Below are 15,011 nucleotides of genomic sequence, written 5' to 3'. Positions count from 1 at the left end.
GCGATCGATTTGCGTGACCCCAAAAGTGTCAACCATGTCCCCGAACAGGTGTAAGCTATGTCTCCGGGCTAAACACTTCGCTCGCAATGACGGCGACTAATAAGATAGATCAAAGGGCGCCATGAGCTTCATCAACCCCGATCCCTTCACCACCCGCCCCGAGATCGACGGCACCTTCGGCGTCGTCACCTCCACGCACTGGCTCGCCACCGCGGTGGGCATGGCGATGCTGGAGCGCGGCGGCAACGCCTTCGACGCCGGCGTCGCGGCGGCCTTTACGTTGCAGGTGGTCGAGCCGCATCTCAACGGGCCCGGCGGCGATGTGCCGATCATCCTGCACGACGTCAGGCGCGGCCGCACCGAGGTGATCTGCGGCCAGGGCCCCGCGCCGGCAGGCGCCACCATCGCGCACTACAAGCGCGAAGGCTTGGACATGGTGCCCGGCACCGGCCTGCTCGCCGCCTGCGTGCCCGGCACGTTCGAGTCCTGGATGCTGTTGCTGCGCGACTATGGCACGATGCGGCTGCGCGACGTACTGGAGCCGGCGATATGCTATGCGCGCGACGGCTATCCGCTGGTCGAACGCGTCTCGGCGACGATCCAGACCGTCGAGCAGTTGTTCAAGACGCATTGGCCGACCTCGGCCGCGCTCTATCTGCCCAACGGCAACGTGCCGCGGCCGGGCACGCTGTTCACCAATCCACAGCTCGCGGAGACCTACGCGCGCATTCTGAGCGAAGGCGAAAGCGCGGGTGCTGATCGCGACGCGCAGATCGAGCGAGCCCGCAAGGCCTGGTCGCACGGCTTCGTGGCCGAGGCGATCGACCGTTTCTGCCGGACGCAGGAGGTCATGGACGTCTCGGGCTCGCGCCACAAGGGCGTGCTGACGGCCGATGACATGGCGCGCTGGCAGCCGACCATCGAGGCGCCGCTGACCTACGAGTACGGCCGCTACACCGTCTGCAAGGCCGGCGTCTGGAGCCAGGGCCCGGTGCTGCTGCAGCAGCTCGCGCTGCTCAAGGGCTTTGCGCTCGACGGTCTCGATCCGACCGGGCCGGACTTCATCCATTGGCAGATCGAAGCCGCCAAGCTGGCCTTCGCCGATCGCGAGGCGTTCTATGGCGATCCCGCCTTCGCCGACATCCCGATCCAGACGCTGCTGTCCGATGCCTACAACGACGAGCGGCGCAAGCTGATCACCGACAAGGCCTCGCTCGAGCTGCGTCCCGGCACGCTCGACGGCTACAGCGCCAAGGTCAAGCTGCGCGAGGCGCAAGGCCACCGCGAGGCCGTCGGAGCGATGGGCTCGGGCGAGCCGACCGTCGGCCGCTTCGGCGAGGTGCGCGGCGACACCGTGCATTTCGACATCATCGATTCCCAAGGCAACATGATCTCGGCGACGCCGTCCGGCGGCTGGCTGCAATCCTCGCCGGTCATCCCCGAGCTCGGCTTCTGCCTGGGCACGCGCGCGCAGATGTTCTGGCTGGAGGAGGATCATCCCGCGGCGCTGGTGCCGGGCAAGCGGCCGCGCACCACGCTGTCGCCGACCATGGCGCTGCGCGATGGCGAGCCCTATGTGGCCTGGGGCTCGCCCGGCGGCGATCAGCAGGACCAGTGGAACACGCAGTTCTTCCTGCGCCACGTCCATGCCGGCATGAACCTGCAGGAAGCGATCGACGCGCCGGCGTGGCACTCCGAGCACTTTCCGATCTCGTTCTGGCCGCGCACCGCACGCCCCGGCGTGCTCGTGGTCGAAAACCGCGTGCCCAAGGCGACCGTCGAGGAGCTGCGCCGCCGCGGCCATGTCGTCGAGGTCGGCCCCGACTGGTCGGAGGGCCGGCTCACGGCCGCATCACGTGTCGGCCGCCGCCGCCGCGCCGCCGCCAATCCGCGGGGCATGCAGGGTTACGCCGCCGGACGATAAGAGAGCAACGCGACGATGACCTGGTCGATCATTGCCAAGGACGATCTCACCGGCCGGATCGGCGTCGCCGTCGCCACCCGCTTCTTCGCCGTCGGCGCGCGCGTGCCCTTCATCGTCGCCGGCCACGGCGGCATCGCGACACAGGCGCTGGTCAATCCCTATTACGGCATCGACGGCGTGACGCTGCTCCGCGATGGCCGCCATCCGCGCGAGATCGTGCAACTGCTGACGTCGGCCGATCCCGGCCGCGAGAGCCGCCAGCTCCACATCCTCGATCACAACGGCCAGATTGCCGCCCACACCGGCCGCGACTGCATCGACTGGTGCGGCCATCTCGAAGGCCGAGGCTTTTCGATTGCCGGCAACATGCTGGCCGGCCCGCAGGTGCTCAACGAAACCGCGAACGCGTTTCTCACTCATGGCGCCCTGCCCTTCGCGCAGCGGCTGATCGCGGCCATGAAGGCCGGCGAGGCCGCCGGCGGTGACAAGCGCGGCAAACAGTCCGCCGCCCTCCTCATCCACGGCAAGGAGGAATGGTCCGAGCTCGATCTGCGGGTCGACGATCACGCCGATCCGCTCACCGAGCTCGCACGCCTGGAAGGCGTCAGCCGCAGGCATTGGGCGGTGTTCCGGCAGTTCATGCCGACGCGCGACAATCCGGCGGGGATTACGGATCGCGCCACGATCGATGCCGGCATCGCCGCGGCGCTCGCGAACCAGACATGACCGAGCCGGAAGGACGGCGCGTGACCGGGGTTGGTATGGATAGTGCAACAACGCAGGCTGCATTTTCGTAGGGGACATCGGATGATGAGGAACTGGTGCTTGGCCGCCGTCGCGGCCGTTGTCGTGGCCTCCTGGGGGCCGGCCGCGCAGGCGCAGACCACCCTGCGAATCGGCCTTGCCGAGGACCCCGACGTTCTCGATCCGACCATGGCCCGCACCTATGTCGGGCGCATCGTGTTCGCCGCCACCTGCGACAAGCTGTTCGACATCGACGAGAAGCTCAACATCGTGCCGCAGCTCGCGCTGTCGCAGCAGACATCCGCCGACGGCAAGGAGGTCACCATCAAGCTGCGGCCCGGCGTGAAGTTTCACGACGGCGAGCCGTTCGACGCCGAGGCCGCCAAATTCTCGCTCGACCGCCACCTGACCTTTCCCGGCTCGTTCCGCAAGCCTGAGCTGGCCTCGCTCGATCATGTCGACGTCGTCGATCCCCTGACGATCAAGCTGGTGTTGAAAGCGCCGTTCTCGCCGCTGATCGCCCAGCTCACCGACCGCGCCGGCATGATGGTGTCGCCGAAGGCCGCCAGGGAGGCCGGCGACAAGTTCGGCCTGCATCCGGTCTGCGCCGGTCCGTACAAGTTCGTCGAGCGCGTCCAGCAGGACAAGATCGTGTTCGAGAAGTTCGCCGACTACTGGAACAAGGACAACGTCTTCATCGACAGGATCGTCTACCAGCCCATCGTCGATGCCACGGTGCGGCTGGCGAACCTGAAGTCGGGTGCCCTCGACCTGATCGAGCGCGTGCTCGCGACCGATATCAAGGATGTCCGCGCCGATTCCAGGCTTGCGCTGTCGACTGCGATCGAGCTCGGCTACCAGGGCATCACGCTCAACATCGGCAAGGACAAGGCCAAGGGCCCACTCAGCCAGTCAGCCAAGGTGCGCCAGGCGCTCGATCTCGCGATCGACCGCGAGGCGCTCAACCAGGTGGTCTTCAACGGCGAATTCATGCCGGGCAACCAATGGGTCAATCCCTCGCATCCGTATTATCAGAAGGCCTTCCCGGTGCGTGCCCGCGATGTCGAGAAGGCAAAGGCGCTGCTGAAAGAGGCCGGCGTGACGACGCCTGTCGCGGTCGACTTCATGGTGCCGAAGGGTGCCGAGACCGAGGCGGCCGCCCAGGTGGTACAGTCGATGGCCGCCGAGGCCGGCTTCGACATGAAGATCCGTGTGACGGAGTTCGCGACCTCGCTGAAGCAGGCCGAGGCCGGCGACTATCAGGCGTTCATGCTGTCATGGAGCGGCCGGATCGATCCTGACGGCAACAGCTACGTGTTCTTGCACAGCAACGCGCCGCAGAACTACAGCGTCTGGGCCAATGCCGAGGCCGACAAGGCGCTCAGCGACGCGCGGCTGGTGACCGACATGGCCCAGCGCAAGGCGCTCTACGAGAAGCTGACCAAGCTCGAGATCGAGGACGAGCCGATCCTCTACCTCTATCACCGCCGCATCCTGATCGCGCACACCAAGAAGCTCGAGGGCTACAAGCAGATGCCGGACGGCCTGGTGAGGGTGGTCGGGCTGAAGCTGAAGTGAGCGGTCAGGTGGCACCTGGTCGTTGGGACGCGCAGCCGGCGCCCCGCACTCACTCCGCTCCCTCCCCCCTTGTGGGGGAGGGCTGGGGTGGGGGGTGCCACGAACTCCGAATCCCGTTGGGGCACCCCCCTCCCTGTCCCTCCCCCACAAGGGGGGAGGGAACGCTAGAGGCACGACCTGCCTCTGATCCCCGGCATCTAGAGCACTGCGCGGGGACCATGCCATGCTGACCTTCCTCGCCCGCCGCATCGCCCAGATCGTCCCGACCTTGATCTTCGTCTCGATCCTGATCTTCTCGCTGCAGCAGCTGCTGCCCGGCGATCCCGCGCTCGTGATGGCCGGCGAGGAGCGCGATCCCGCTGTCATCGAGCAGATCCGCAAGCAGTATCGCCTCGACCAGCCCCTGCCCGTTCAGTACGGCTACTGGATCAAGGGCGTGCTCTCGGGCGATTTCGGCGAGTCGCTGCGCATCAAGATGCCGGTGCGCGACCTCATCCTGCAGAAGCTGCCCGTGACCCTGCAGCTCGCCTCGATGGCGATCGTGATCGCGTTCCTGATCGGCATTCCCGCCGGCATCATTTCCGCCGTGAAGCGCGGGACGGCCTGGGACTATGCCGCCAACCTGTTTGCGCTGTGGGGCATCTCGACGCCGAACTTCTGGCTCGGCATCATGCTGATCTTCCTGTTCTCGATCCAGCTCGGCTGGCTGCCCGCCTCCGGTTACGTCTCGCCCGCCGAGGACTGGCGGGCCAGTCTCGCCGCCACCATCATGCCGGCCTTCGTGCTCGGCAATGCCATCGCCGCGATCCTGATGCGCCACACCCGCAGCGCGATGCTGCAGGTCCTCGGCAGCGACTACATTCGCACCGCGCGCGCCAAGGGCATCTCCGAACGCCAGGTCATCCTGCACCACGCGCTGCGCAATGCCCTGACGCCGGTGATCACGCTGGGCGCGCTCGAGCTCGGCACGCTGTTGTCCGGCGCCGTGCTGACCGAGCAGATCTTCTCGATCCCCGGCTTCGGCAGGCTGATCGTCGACGCCGTGTTCAACCGCGACTACGCCGTCGTGCAGGGCGTCGTGCTGGTCACCGCCACCGTCTACATCATGCTGAACCTGATCGCCGATCTCGCTTATGTCCTCGTCAATCCCAGGCTGAGGAGCTGAGATGGCCGAGACGACGCTGTCGGCTCCATCAGGAGCACGCGCCCTCGCTCCGCTCGAACGGCCGATGCAGCGCACCTGGCGCCGGCTGGTAAAGCGCAAAGGCGCAATGGTCGGGCTCGGCCTGATCACGGCCTTCATCCTGCTCGCCGTATCAGCGCCGGTGGTGGCGCCCTACGATCCCGTCAAGACGAGCTGGGCGCTCGTGCGCAAGGCGCCGTCTGCGGCGCATTGGTTCGGCACCGACGATCTCGGCCGCGACGTGCTGGCCCGCGTGATCTATGGCGCGCGCGCCTCGCTGCTGGCCGGCGCGATCTCGGTCGCCATCGCGCTGGCGATCGGCGTCCCCATCGGCATGGTCGCCGGCTATCGCGGCGGCTTCATCGATGCCCTGATTAGCCGCATCACCGACGCGATGCTGGCCTGCCCGTTCCTGATCCTGGCGATCGCGCTGGCGGCGTTTCTCGGGCCGAGCCTCGGCAACGCCATGATCGCGATCGGCATCTCCGCGACGCCGATCTTCGTCCGGCTGACCCGTGGCGAGGTGCTGGGCGTCAAGGTCGAGGAATATGTCGAGGCCGCCCGCAGCGTCGGCGACACCGCCCTGCAGATCGCGGTCAGGCACATCCTGCCGAACATCATGCCGGCGCTGCTGGTGCAGGCGACCTTGTCGGTTGCCGCCGCCATCATCGCCGAGGCCGCGCTCTCGTTCTTAGGGTTGGGCCAGCAGCCGCCGGCCCCGTCATGGGGCAGCATGCTCAACGCCGCCCAGCGCTTCCTCACCAATGCCCCCTGGATGGCGATCTGGCCGGGGCTCGCGATCTTCCTGGTGGTGCTGTCCCTCAACCTCCTCGGCGACGGCCTGCGCGACGCGCTCGATCCGCAGCAGGAGGAGTAGGCCCTCGCTAGCGCAACACCCTCCAGTGTCGTCCCGGCGAACGCCGGGACCCATAGCCACCGTCGGTCGTTGTTGCGCGAGAAGGTCACTCCGCGCCTGCCTCAAACCACTGCCTGGGGTTATGGGTCCCGGCGTTCGCCGGGACGACAGCGAGGGGTGTCGAGAGACCGGTCAAAACAAAACGGCGGCTGCCAGGGCAGCCGCCGTCGATGTCGTGAGACCAGGCGCCCTCGTCACGTCGCCTTCAGCGCATGATCGGTCTCGGCGTCGAACTGCGCGATCTGCCGGGCGCGCTGCGACTTGGCGGCGGCCTGGTGGTTGGTGGCGATGACGGTGTAGACGGCCGGCAGCACGAACAGCGTGAACAGCGTGCCGATCGACATGCCGGCGACGACGACGAGGCCGATCGAGAAGCGGCTGGCGGCTCCGGCGCCGGTCGCGGTCAGGAGCGGGATCAGGCCGGTGACCATCGCCGCCGTGGTCATCAGGATCGGCCGCAGGCGGATGCGCGCGGACGTCTCGATGGCGGTGCGGCGGTCCATCCCCTCGTTGAGCTGCAGCTCGTTGGCGAACTCCACCATCAGGATGCCGTGCTTGGTGATCAGGCCGACCAGGGTCAGCAGGCCGACCTGGGTGTAGATGTTCATGGTCGCCAGCCCGAAGAACAGCGGAATCAGCGCGCCGACGATCGCCATGGGCACGCTGATCATGATGACCAGCGGATCCCTGAGGCTCTCGAACTGCGCCGCCAGCACCAGAAAGATGATGATCAGCGCGAAGCCGAAGGTGATGGCGAGCTGATTGCCCTCCTGGACGTATTGACGGGCGTCGGCGAGATAGTCGTGGCTGAAGCCGGACGGCAGGTTCTTGGCCTGCTTCTCCAGGAAGTCGACCGCCTGCCCCACGGTGACGCCCGGCATCGGCACGGCGGAGAAGGTCGCCGAGTTGAGCTGGTTGAAATGCGTCAGCGAGTTCGGGTCGGTCGCGGTCTCGATGCTGACGACGGTCGACAGCGGCACCTGCTGGCCGGCCGAGGTCGCGACATAGTAGCCGGACAGCGATTCCGGCGAGATCCGCTTGTCGCGCGGCACCTGCGGAATCACCTGATAGGAGCGGCCCTCGAGGTTGAAGCGGTTGATGTAGTTGCCGCCGAGCAGCACGGCCAGTGTGTTGCCGATCGACTGCATGTTGATGCCGAGATCGCTCGCCTTGCTGCGATCGATCGAGACCTTGACCACCGGCTGATTGAAATCGAGGTCGCTGTCGGAGACGATGAACATGCCGCTCTTGCGCGCGGCGTCCTTCAGCTTGGCCATCTGCTCGTAGACCGCCTGGAAGCCGCTGGTCGAGCTGATCACCATCTGCACCGGCAGGCCGCCGGGGCCGCCCGGCAGCGCCGGCAGGTTGAAGGCGAAGGCGTTGATGCCCTCGATCTTCGACAGCTCCGCCTGCACCAGCGGCTTCAGCTTGATCGAGGAGCGCGTGCGCTCGTCCCACGGCTTGAGCAGCATGCCGGCGAAGCCGCCCTGCGGGCCCTGGATGCCGTTCAGGACGAAGCGCAGATCGGTCTCGGGGAATTTCTGGAACGCCTTGTCGACCTTGTCGGTGTAGAAGTTGATGTAGTCGATATTGGCGTATTTCGGCGCCTTGGTGATCGAGAACACGATGCCCTGATCCTCCTCCGGCGCCAGCTCCTTGGCGGTGTGCATGTAGAGGAAGCCGACGAGGCCGAGGATCGTCAGCGCGAACAGCGCCGTCACCGGCCGGTAGTCGAGTGAGCGGTCGAGCTGGCGGCCGTACCAGCGCGTCATCGCGCCGAACACCCGGTTGACGAGCCGCGCGAAGCGGCCCTCCTCGGCGCTGCGCAGCAGCACCGAGCACATCATCGGCGACAGGGTCAGGGCGATCACGCCGGAGACGATGACCGAGCCGGCGAGCGTGAAGGCGAATTCGCGGAACAGCGAGCCGGTGAGACCGCCGAGGAAGCCGATGGGGGCATACACCGCGGCCAGGGTGATCGTCATCGAGATGACGGGGCCGACGATCTCGCGGGCGCCCTGCAGCGCAGCCTGCACGGGTGCCTTGCCCTCCTCCAGATGGCGGTGGATGTTCTCCACCACGACGATGGCGTCGTCCACGACGAGGCCGATCGCCAGAACCATCGCCAGCAGGGTCAGCAGGTTGATGCTGAAGCCAAGCGCCAGCATCATCGTGCAGACGCCGATCAGCGACAGCGGGATCGTCACGACGGGGATGATGACCGAGCGCAGCGAGGCCAGGAACAGGAAGATGACCACGATGACGATCAGCACGGCCTCGCCGAGCGTGTGCTCGACCTCGTCGATCGACGACTGGATGAACTTGGTGGAATCGTAGGCCACCTTCATCTTCATCGACGGCGGCAGGTTGCGCTCGAGGTCCGGGAACAGCGCGCGCACACCCCTGACGATGTTGAGCGGGTTGCCCTGTGGCGTCGCATCGACGCCGATGAAGATGGCGCGCTCGCCGTTGAAGGCGACGCTGGCGTCGGTGCTCTGCGCCGCGAGCTCGACGGTCGCGATATCCTCCATGCGAACGAAGCCGCCGTCCTTGGCCTTGACGATCATCCGCTTGAACTGGTTGACGTCGGTCAGGCCGGTATTGGTCGTGACGTTGGAGACGATGAAGTAGCCCTTGGCCTGTCCGGCCGCGGACTGGAAGTTGTTGGCCGCGATCGCTGCCGCGACGTCGGTCGGCGACACGTTGCGGCCGGCCATCTTCTCGGGGTTGAGCCAGATCCGCATCGCAAAGGTCTGGCCGCCGAGAATGTTCGCCGCGGCGACGCCGTCGACCGTCGACAGCACCGGCTGGACCACGCGCGTCAGGTAGTCGGATATCGCCGATCCCGACAGCTCCTCGCTGGAGAAGCCGAGATACATCACCGAGGTCGTCTGGCCCGTCGTCTTGGTGACGATCGGGTCGTTGGATTCCTTCGGGATCAGGTAGCGGACCGAATTGACCTTGGCGAGCACCTCGGTGAGCGCCTGGTTCGGATCGAAATTCAGCTTGATGAACACCTGGATCGTGCTGGTGCCCTGCACCGAGGACGAGGTGATGTAGTCGACGCCCTCGGCGGAGGCGACCGCCTGCTCCAGCGGGGTGGTGATGAAGCCCTGCATCAGGTCGGCGGACGCGCCGGGATAGACCGTCGTGACGTTGACGACCGTGTTCGACAGCTTCGGATATTGCCGGATCGGCAGCACGAAGGCGGCGCGCAGGCCGAGCAGCAGAATGAGCAGGCTGACCACGACCGACAGCACCGGGCGCTTGATGAAGATATCGGTGAAACGCATCGCGGCAATCCCGTCAGCAGAGGTCAGATGAGGTCCGGACGGGCCGCCACGATCAGGCGGCCCGGCATTGGCTCAGAGGTCGCTCAGTAGCGCGGCGGCTTCGCCGGGACCGGCGGCAGCGGATCGGTGGAGATCGCGACCGCGGCGCCGGACTGGATCTTGAGCTGGCCGACGGCGACGACGCGATCGCCTTCCTTGAGGCCCTTGAGGATCACCGCGCGGCCGTTGATGCGGTCGCCGGTCTGCACATAGATGCGGTCGGCCGTCAGCGCGGTCTTGCCGTCGTCGGTCTTCTTCTCGTTGATGACGAACACCGAGTCGCCATAGAGCGTGTAGTCGACAGCGGTCTCCGGCACCGTCAGCACCGGCGGCTTGTCCGGCAGCACGACCGTGGTGGTCGCGAACATGCCGGGCCTGAGGATGCGCTCCGGATTGGCGATCGTCGCCTGCACCCGGATGTTGCGTGTGTCGGTCGCGATCTGCGGCTCGATCGTGGTGATCTTGCCCTCGAACGTCTTGCCCGGATAGGCATCGACGCCGACGCGCACGGTCTGTCCGACCTTGAGCTGACCGCTGTCCTTTTCGGTCACGGTGAAGTTGACCCAGAGCTGCGACAGATCGGTCAGCGACACGATCTGCGATCCGGCGGACAGATACTGGCCGACTTCGACCTTGCGGACGCCGAGGTCGCCGTCGAACGGCGCGCGCACGAGCTTCTGCGCGATCAGCGCTTCGGTCTTGGCGACGCCGGCCTGGGCCTGGTCGTAGGCGGCCTGGGCCTGGTCGACGGTCGCCTGCGGGCCGAACTGGCGCGAGGCCAATTGCTTGGCTCGGTCGAGCGACAATTGCGCCACGGTGACCTGGGCCTTGTAGTTGGCGAGGTCGCCCTGCTCCGGCGCATCATAGAGCTGCACCAGCGGCGTGCCCTGCTTCACCGTCGTGCCCGGCGTGAACATGATGTCGGTGATGCGGCCCGAGGCGTCGGAGGTGACGTTGACCTGATGAACGGCGGCGAGATCGCCGACTGCGGTCAACAGGTTCGGCACCGTCTCCGAACTCGCCGTCGCGACGCTGACATTGAGCGGCGGTGGCTTCATGTTGGCGAAGAACTGCGCGATCATCTTGTCGCGGAACATGTTGAACCACACGAAGCCGCCGACCAGCGCCGCGAGCAGCGCGCCCACGACGATGAACCACAGCACCGGGCGGGTGCGCTTGCGCGGCTTGTCGTCGACCGGCTTTCCGGAGAGCTTGGGTTCCGTCGCAATGTTCATGTCATGCACTTTCTGCCGTCGCCGGCCGGGCCGGAGGTTGCGACAATTCGTGATCGAGGTGGCACGCAATGGCGGCATCGGTCAGGCCGATGCCGCGCAGAATGAATTCGCTGAGCTGGCGCTCCAGGCTCGCAGCAGTTCCATACGGCACACACGGAACGGATGGAAGCCGCGTCAAGGCCGCCATCAATACGGTGTGGTGCGCGAACCAGAACAGGTCACGGGGCGCAGCCACGAGACGCACGGCATCACCACACGCAACGGCGCTTTCCAAGGAGTTAACGAACTTGGCGCCGATCAGATCATCGATCTTCGTATACAGCAGCCTTGCGAATTCGCCATCGTCGAGATGGCTCGACGCCATCAGCCGCAGCCGCTGCTCTTCTTCCTCATTGGGGCCGTCGGCGATCCCGAGGAAATGCCGGACCATCCCGGCCATCATCATGACCAGCGTCGCGGTCGAAGGTTCCTGACTGAGCAGCACCTCGAAATCCGGATCGGTCTCGCACTCCTCGGTGAGGATCTCCGCATAGAGCGCCGCCTTGGAGGGGAAATGTTTGAACAGCAGCGCTTCGGAGATCGCCGCCGCCGCGGCCACGCTCTTGGTCGTGGTGCCGGCATAGCCATGACGCGCGAAGCAGCGCTTGGCTGCACCGAGGATCAGCTGCCTCCGGAGATCGCTTGTCATGCGCAAAGTGGACATCGGCCGTGAGTAAATACTCACTTGATCTATGTCAAGAAAGATGCCGCGGCGCAGCAGGGTCGGCGGCCAAGTCCCTGAAATTACAGGTGGGATTTCACGGGCGCCAAAGGCAACTCTATACCTCTCAAAGCGGCGGATCTGCGGCACCGCTCCATCAATGGATGCAATGCCGCGCGGGGACCACCGCGGCGGGCGCATTTTCTTCCGCCGCGCGCCATGCGACGGTCACCGCGACAACAACAAGAATCGGCCGGGAGGACCAGACATGACCGACGACGCAGCGCTCGCCAGCCAGTTCGATCTCGAGAGCCTGACGCCGGAGTTCTACGCCGATCCCTACCCGACCTATCGCGCGCTGCGCCGGCACGCCCCGGTCAAGCGCATGCGCAACGGCTCCTATTTCCTCACCCGCTACGACGATCTGGTCACCGCCTACAAGGCAACCAGGACGTTCTCGTCGGACAAGAAGCGCGAGTTCGCGCCGAAATACGGCAACTCGCTGCTGTACGAGCATCACACGACGAGCCTCGTCTTCAACGATCCTCCGGCGCACACACGGGTGCGCCGCCTGATCATGGGCGCGCTGTCGCCGCGCGCGATCGCCGAGATGGAGCCTGCGCTGATCGCGCTGGTCGACGGGCTGCTCGACCGGATCGCGACCAAGGACAGATTCGAGCTGATCGAGGATTTCGCCGCCGCAATTCCGATCGAGGTGATCGGCAACCTGCTCGGCGTGCCGCATGACGAGCGCGCGCCGCTGCGCGACTGGTCTCTCGCCATCCTCGGCGCGCTGGAGCCGGTGCTGACGCCGGAGCAGTTGTCACGCGGCAACCAGGCCGTCGGCGACATGCTGACCTATCTCGAAACCCTGGTCGCGCGCCGGCGCGCCGCCCCCGGCAATCCCGAACGCGACGTGCTGACGCGGCTGATCCAGGGCGAAGCCGACGGCGAGCGGCTGAGCGAGACGGAGCTGCTGCACAACTGCATCTTCCTGCTCAATGCCGGCCACGAGACCACGACCAATCTGATCGGCAACGGCCTGGTGCTGCTGTGCGAGCATCCGGCCGAGCGCGCGAGGCTGATCGAGGCGCCCGGCCTGATCCGCACCGCGGTCGAGGAGATCCTGCGCTACGAGAGCTCCAACCAGCTCGGCAACCGGATGACGACCGAGGCGGTCGAGCTCGGCGGGGTCAGGCTCGAACCCGGCACCTCCGTCACCCTGTGCATCGGTGCCGCCAACCGCGACCCCGCCCAGTTCGACGACCCCGAACGCTTCGACATCACCCGCCCCGCCAACCGCCACCTCGCCTTCGCCACCGGCGCCCACCAATGCGCCGGCATGACGCTGGCCAGACTGGAGGGCGCGGTGGCGATCTCGCGGTTTCTGGCGCGGTTTCCGAACTATCAGCTGGACGGCGAGGCGGTGCGTGGGGGGCGGGTCAGATTTCGCGGGTTTGCGAGCGTGCCGTGTGTGGTTGGGGGGCTGACGCGATCGTCGCTCTCGCGATAGCCCCTCGGTCTTGACTTCAGACGGCCCAGCCATGACGGCCTGGGCGGCAGTTCGTAGGGCGGATTAGCGAAGCGTAATCCGCCGCTGACACGGCCAACTGCTGTTGAAGGACACGCTCTGCTGCTGGCGCGGCGGATTACGCTTCGCTAATCCGCCCTACCGACTTTACGTAGCGCTCCTCGCTTTGTTTTCGAATTGCAAGATTTTTGTTTCGCTTCATCAGAAATCATGTTATACGCGCGCCGTCCCGTCTCACAAGAGGGGCGCTTCGCGGTCGTCACGAACGTCGAGGCGGGATGCGGTGGGCGTGTCGGTGTCGCAGCGTGGTTTTCCGCGCCGACGAACGGCATCGATACGCACGGTCAAGTCGCGTGGTCCTGACACCCCGACGCTGGTGTCACGCTTGCGTTGGCGCTCACGCGCCGCGCGGGCAACGGTGGCCAGAAAGCCCGGAGCACCGGGGAGAACGCGAAGCAGCCGTCAAAACCATCGCGCGGGGAATGCCGGGATGTCTCGGCTGAACCTGTGGTTCCTGCCGCCTGCATTTTTTCCGCAGGCGGGCCATGGGTGCGGCCAGCGCCCGGCATTCCCCGTGCCCTCTTTTCGGAGAGGGCAGGACGAAGCGCAAAGCTCGGACGCGAACCGCGCCGCGAGGGGGTGACCGCATGTCTCACCGCCTTCAGCACAAGTCTCATCGTCCCAAACACAGCTCTCACCATCGTCATTGCGAGCGATGCGACGTGTCCGCCAAAGCCCGAAGGGCGACGGCGGAAGCAATCCAGGGCTGGGCATGCGACTCTGGATTGCTTCGTCGCTTGCGCTCCTCGCAATGACGCCGCGCATAAGGAGACCGCCGAGGGGCGAGCTATCGAGTTACTCGTCATGCCCGGGCTTGACGATGGAGAGGGTGGAATGCTCAACAGCGCGCTGGGGATTTCAGAACACCGCGTGGTCGCCGCGCTCGGCCGTGGCCTCGCCGCGGATCAGCCTGGCGTAGTAGTCGAACAGCGTCTCCGAACCCGTCGACGGCGTGGCGTCGGCGTCGTAGCGGCCGGTGGCGGGGTCGAGCACCAGCATGGATTCGGTGGCGTAGTAGCGGCCGATGCGGGCGAGCTCCGCCTTGTCGGCGAGCGACGGCACGACCCGACCGGCAAGATCGAGCCCGCGGATGACGACGTCGAGCAGCGCCACCGGGACGTGGCGGATGTGCGGCTTGCGTCCGAGCAGCGCGAACAGATGCTCGCCCTGCTCCAGCGGCGTGATGGCCGGTCCGGGGCCGCCGATTGGCAGCACGCGATTCCAGCAGCTCTCGTCATCGAGGCAGCCGGCCAAGTAGTCGCCGAGATCGGCGTCGCTGATCGGCTTGCACGCGGTGAGACGGCCATCGCCGAACACGAGATATGGCCGGCCCTGTCTGACACGCTCGACCTGCCCGGACAGCGACTTGAAGAACGCGGTGGGACGAACGATCGAATGGATCAGGCCCTGCTCCATCAGATGCGCTTCGAACGCCAGCTTGGCCTGCTGAAACGCCAGCAGCGGCTTCTGCACGCAGATGGCAGACAGCATCACGAAGTGCGTCACGCCTGCATTGCGGCCGGCCTTCAGCACGTTCACATGAGCCTGGTGGTCGACCGCCCAGGCATCGCGCGGCACGCCGGTGCGCGAGGCCATGCAGGATACCACGGCGTCGAAATGCTCACCGCGAAAGCCGTCCCGCGCCAGCGAGACGGGATCGGTGACGTCGCCCGTTCTGACGGTGGCGCCCTGGACCCGCACGGCGTCCTGGCGCGGACGGACGAAGCAGACCACCTCATGCCCCCGCGCGACCAGCGCACGCACGGTGGCGCGGCCGATCGTTCCCGTCGCGCCGAGCATGAAGACAC

10 protein-coding genes are annotated in these 15,011 nt (G+C 66.3%); 6 read left to right on the top strand and 4 right to left on the bottom strand.

From position 1 onward, the window contains the following. The first annotated feature begins 121 nt into the window (after nt 1-121). From ACQR1D_RS31505 to ACQR1D_RS31485, 5 genes are all read left to right on the top strand, one after another. A complete protein-coding gene (locus ACQR1D_RS31505) occupies nt 122-1,924 on the top strand; it encodes a gamma-glutamyltransferase family protein (protein WP_434840494.1) in 1,803 nt (600 codons plus the stop codon). 15 nt (nt 1,925-1,939) lie between these two features. Beyond that, nucleotides 1,940-2,650, top strand: a complete 711-nt coding sequence (locus ACQR1D_RS31500) for a DUF1028 domain-containing protein (RefSeq protein ID WP_316183416.1) — start codon at nt 1,940-1,942, stop codon at nt 2,648-2,650. Between the two features lie 84 nt (nt 2,651-2,734). Next, nucleotides 2,735-4,246 (top strand): ABC transporter substrate-binding protein, encoded by a 1,512-nt coding sequence (locus ACQR1D_RS31495; protein ID WP_434840496.1) that lies wholly within the window; start codon nt 2,735-2,737, stop codon nt 4,244-4,246. 223 nt (nt 4,247-4,469) lie between these two features. After that, the gene (locus tag ACQR1D_RS31490; RefSeq protein WP_434894281.1) at nt 4,470-5,411 is read left to right on the top strand and encodes an ABC transporter permease; all 942 of its coding nucleotides are present in this window, start codon (nt 4,470-4,472) and stop codon (nt 5,409-5,411) included. Between the two features lie 64 nt (nt 5,412-5,475). Beyond that, nucleotides 5,476-6,306, top strand: a complete 831-nt coding sequence (locus ACQR1D_RS31485) for an ABC transporter permease (RefSeq protein WP_434894282.1) — start codon at nt 5,476-5,478, stop codon at nt 6,304-6,306. A gap of 233 nt (nt 6,307-6,539) precedes the next feature. On the opposite strand, the gene ACQR1D_RS31480 is transcribed toward ACQR1D_RS31485, so the two are convergent. From ACQR1D_RS31480 to ACQR1D_RS31470, 3 genes are all read right to left on the bottom strand, one after another. Beyond that, nucleotides 6,540-9,638, bottom strand: a complete 3,099-nt coding sequence (locus ACQR1D_RS31480; protein ID WP_434840497.1) for a MexW/MexI family multidrug efflux RND transporter permease subunit — start codon at nt 9,636-9,638, stop codon at nt 6,540-6,542. 83 nt (nt 9,639-9,721) lie between these two features. Continuing rightward, nucleotides 9,722-10,912 carry an efflux RND transporter periplasmic adaptor subunit gene (locus tag ACQR1D_RS31475; protein WP_315801367.1) on the bottom strand — a complete coding sequence of 397 codons (1,191 nt, stop codon included), beginning with the start codon at nt 10,910-10,912 and terminating at the stop codon, nt 9,722-9,724. A 1-nt stretch (nt 10,913) separates the two neighbouring features. Then, nucleotides 10,914-11,600 carry a TetR/AcrR family transcriptional regulator gene (locus ACQR1D_RS31470; RefSeq protein ID WP_315801391.1) on the bottom strand — a complete coding sequence of 229 codons (687 nt, stop codon included), beginning with the start codon at nt 11,598-11,600 and terminating at the stop codon, nt 10,914-10,916. Between the two features lie 280 nt (nt 11,601-11,880). On the opposite strand from ACQR1D_RS31470, the gene ACQR1D_RS31465 reads away from it, so the two are divergent. Next, entirely contained in the window at nt 11,881-13,125 is a 1,245-nt protein-coding gene (locus ACQR1D_RS31465) for a cytochrome P450 (RefSeq protein ID WP_434894280.1), read from the top strand. Between the two features lie 936 nt (nt 13,126-14,061). Here the strand turns inward: ACQR1D_RS31465 and ACQR1D_RS31460 are convergent. Further along, a complete protein-coding gene (locus ACQR1D_RS31460; protein ID WP_434894279.1) occupies nt 14,062-15,003 on the bottom strand; it encodes an NAD(P)H-binding protein in 942 nt (313 codons plus the stop codon). Nucleotides 15,004-15,011 lie beyond the last annotated feature (8 nt).

This window comes from Bradyrhizobium sp. HKCCYLRH2047, from assembly GCF_051168175.1.
Lineage (GTDB): Bacteria > Pseudomonadota > Alphaproteobacteria > Rhizobiales > Xanthobacteraceae > Bradyrhizobium.
The sequence above is the reverse complement of the archived record's forward strand: the minus strand, read 5'-3'. Positions and strand labels throughout refer to the sequence as shown.

Coding starts and splice junctions, on each gene's coding strand:
- ACQR1D_RS31475 (WP_315801367.1), bottom strand. CDS start 10,912: ATGAACATTGCGACGGAACCCAAGCTCTCCGGAAAGCCGGTCGACGAC.
- ACQR1D_RS31495 (WP_434840496.1), top strand. CDS start 2,735: ATGAGGAACTGGTGCTTGGCCGCCGTCGCGGCCGTTGTCGTGGCCTCC.
- ACQR1D_RS31470 (WP_315801391.1), bottom strand. CDS start 11,600: ATGACAAGCGATCTCCGGAGGCAGCTGATCCTCGGTGCAGCCAAGCGC.
- ACQR1D_RS31485 (WP_434894282.1), top strand. CDS start 5,476: ATGCAGCGCACCTGGCGCCGGCTGGTAAAGCGCAAAGGCGCAATGGTC.
- ACQR1D_RS31460 (WP_434894279.1), bottom strand. CDS start 15,003: ATGCTCGGCGCGACGGGAACGATCGGCCGCGCCACCGTGCGTGCGCTG.
- ACQR1D_RS31500 (WP_316183416.1), top strand. CDS start 1,940: ATGACCTGGTCGATCATTGCCAAGGACGATCTCACCGGCCGGATCGGC.
- ACQR1D_RS31490 (WP_434894281.1), top strand. CDS start 4,470: ATGCTGACCTTCCTCGCCCGCCGCATCGCCCAGATCGTCCCGACCTTG.
- ACQR1D_RS31465 (WP_434894280.1), top strand. CDS start 11,881: ATGACCGACGACGCAGCGCTCGCCAGCCAGTTCGATCTCGAGAGCCTG.
- ACQR1D_RS31480 (WP_434840497.1), bottom strand. CDS start 9,638: ATGCGTTTCACCGATATCTTCATCAAGCGCCCGGTGCTGTCGGTCGTG.
- ACQR1D_RS31505 (WP_434840494.1), top strand. CDS start 122: ATGAGCTTCATCAACCCCGATCCCTTCACCACCCGCCCCGAGATCGAC.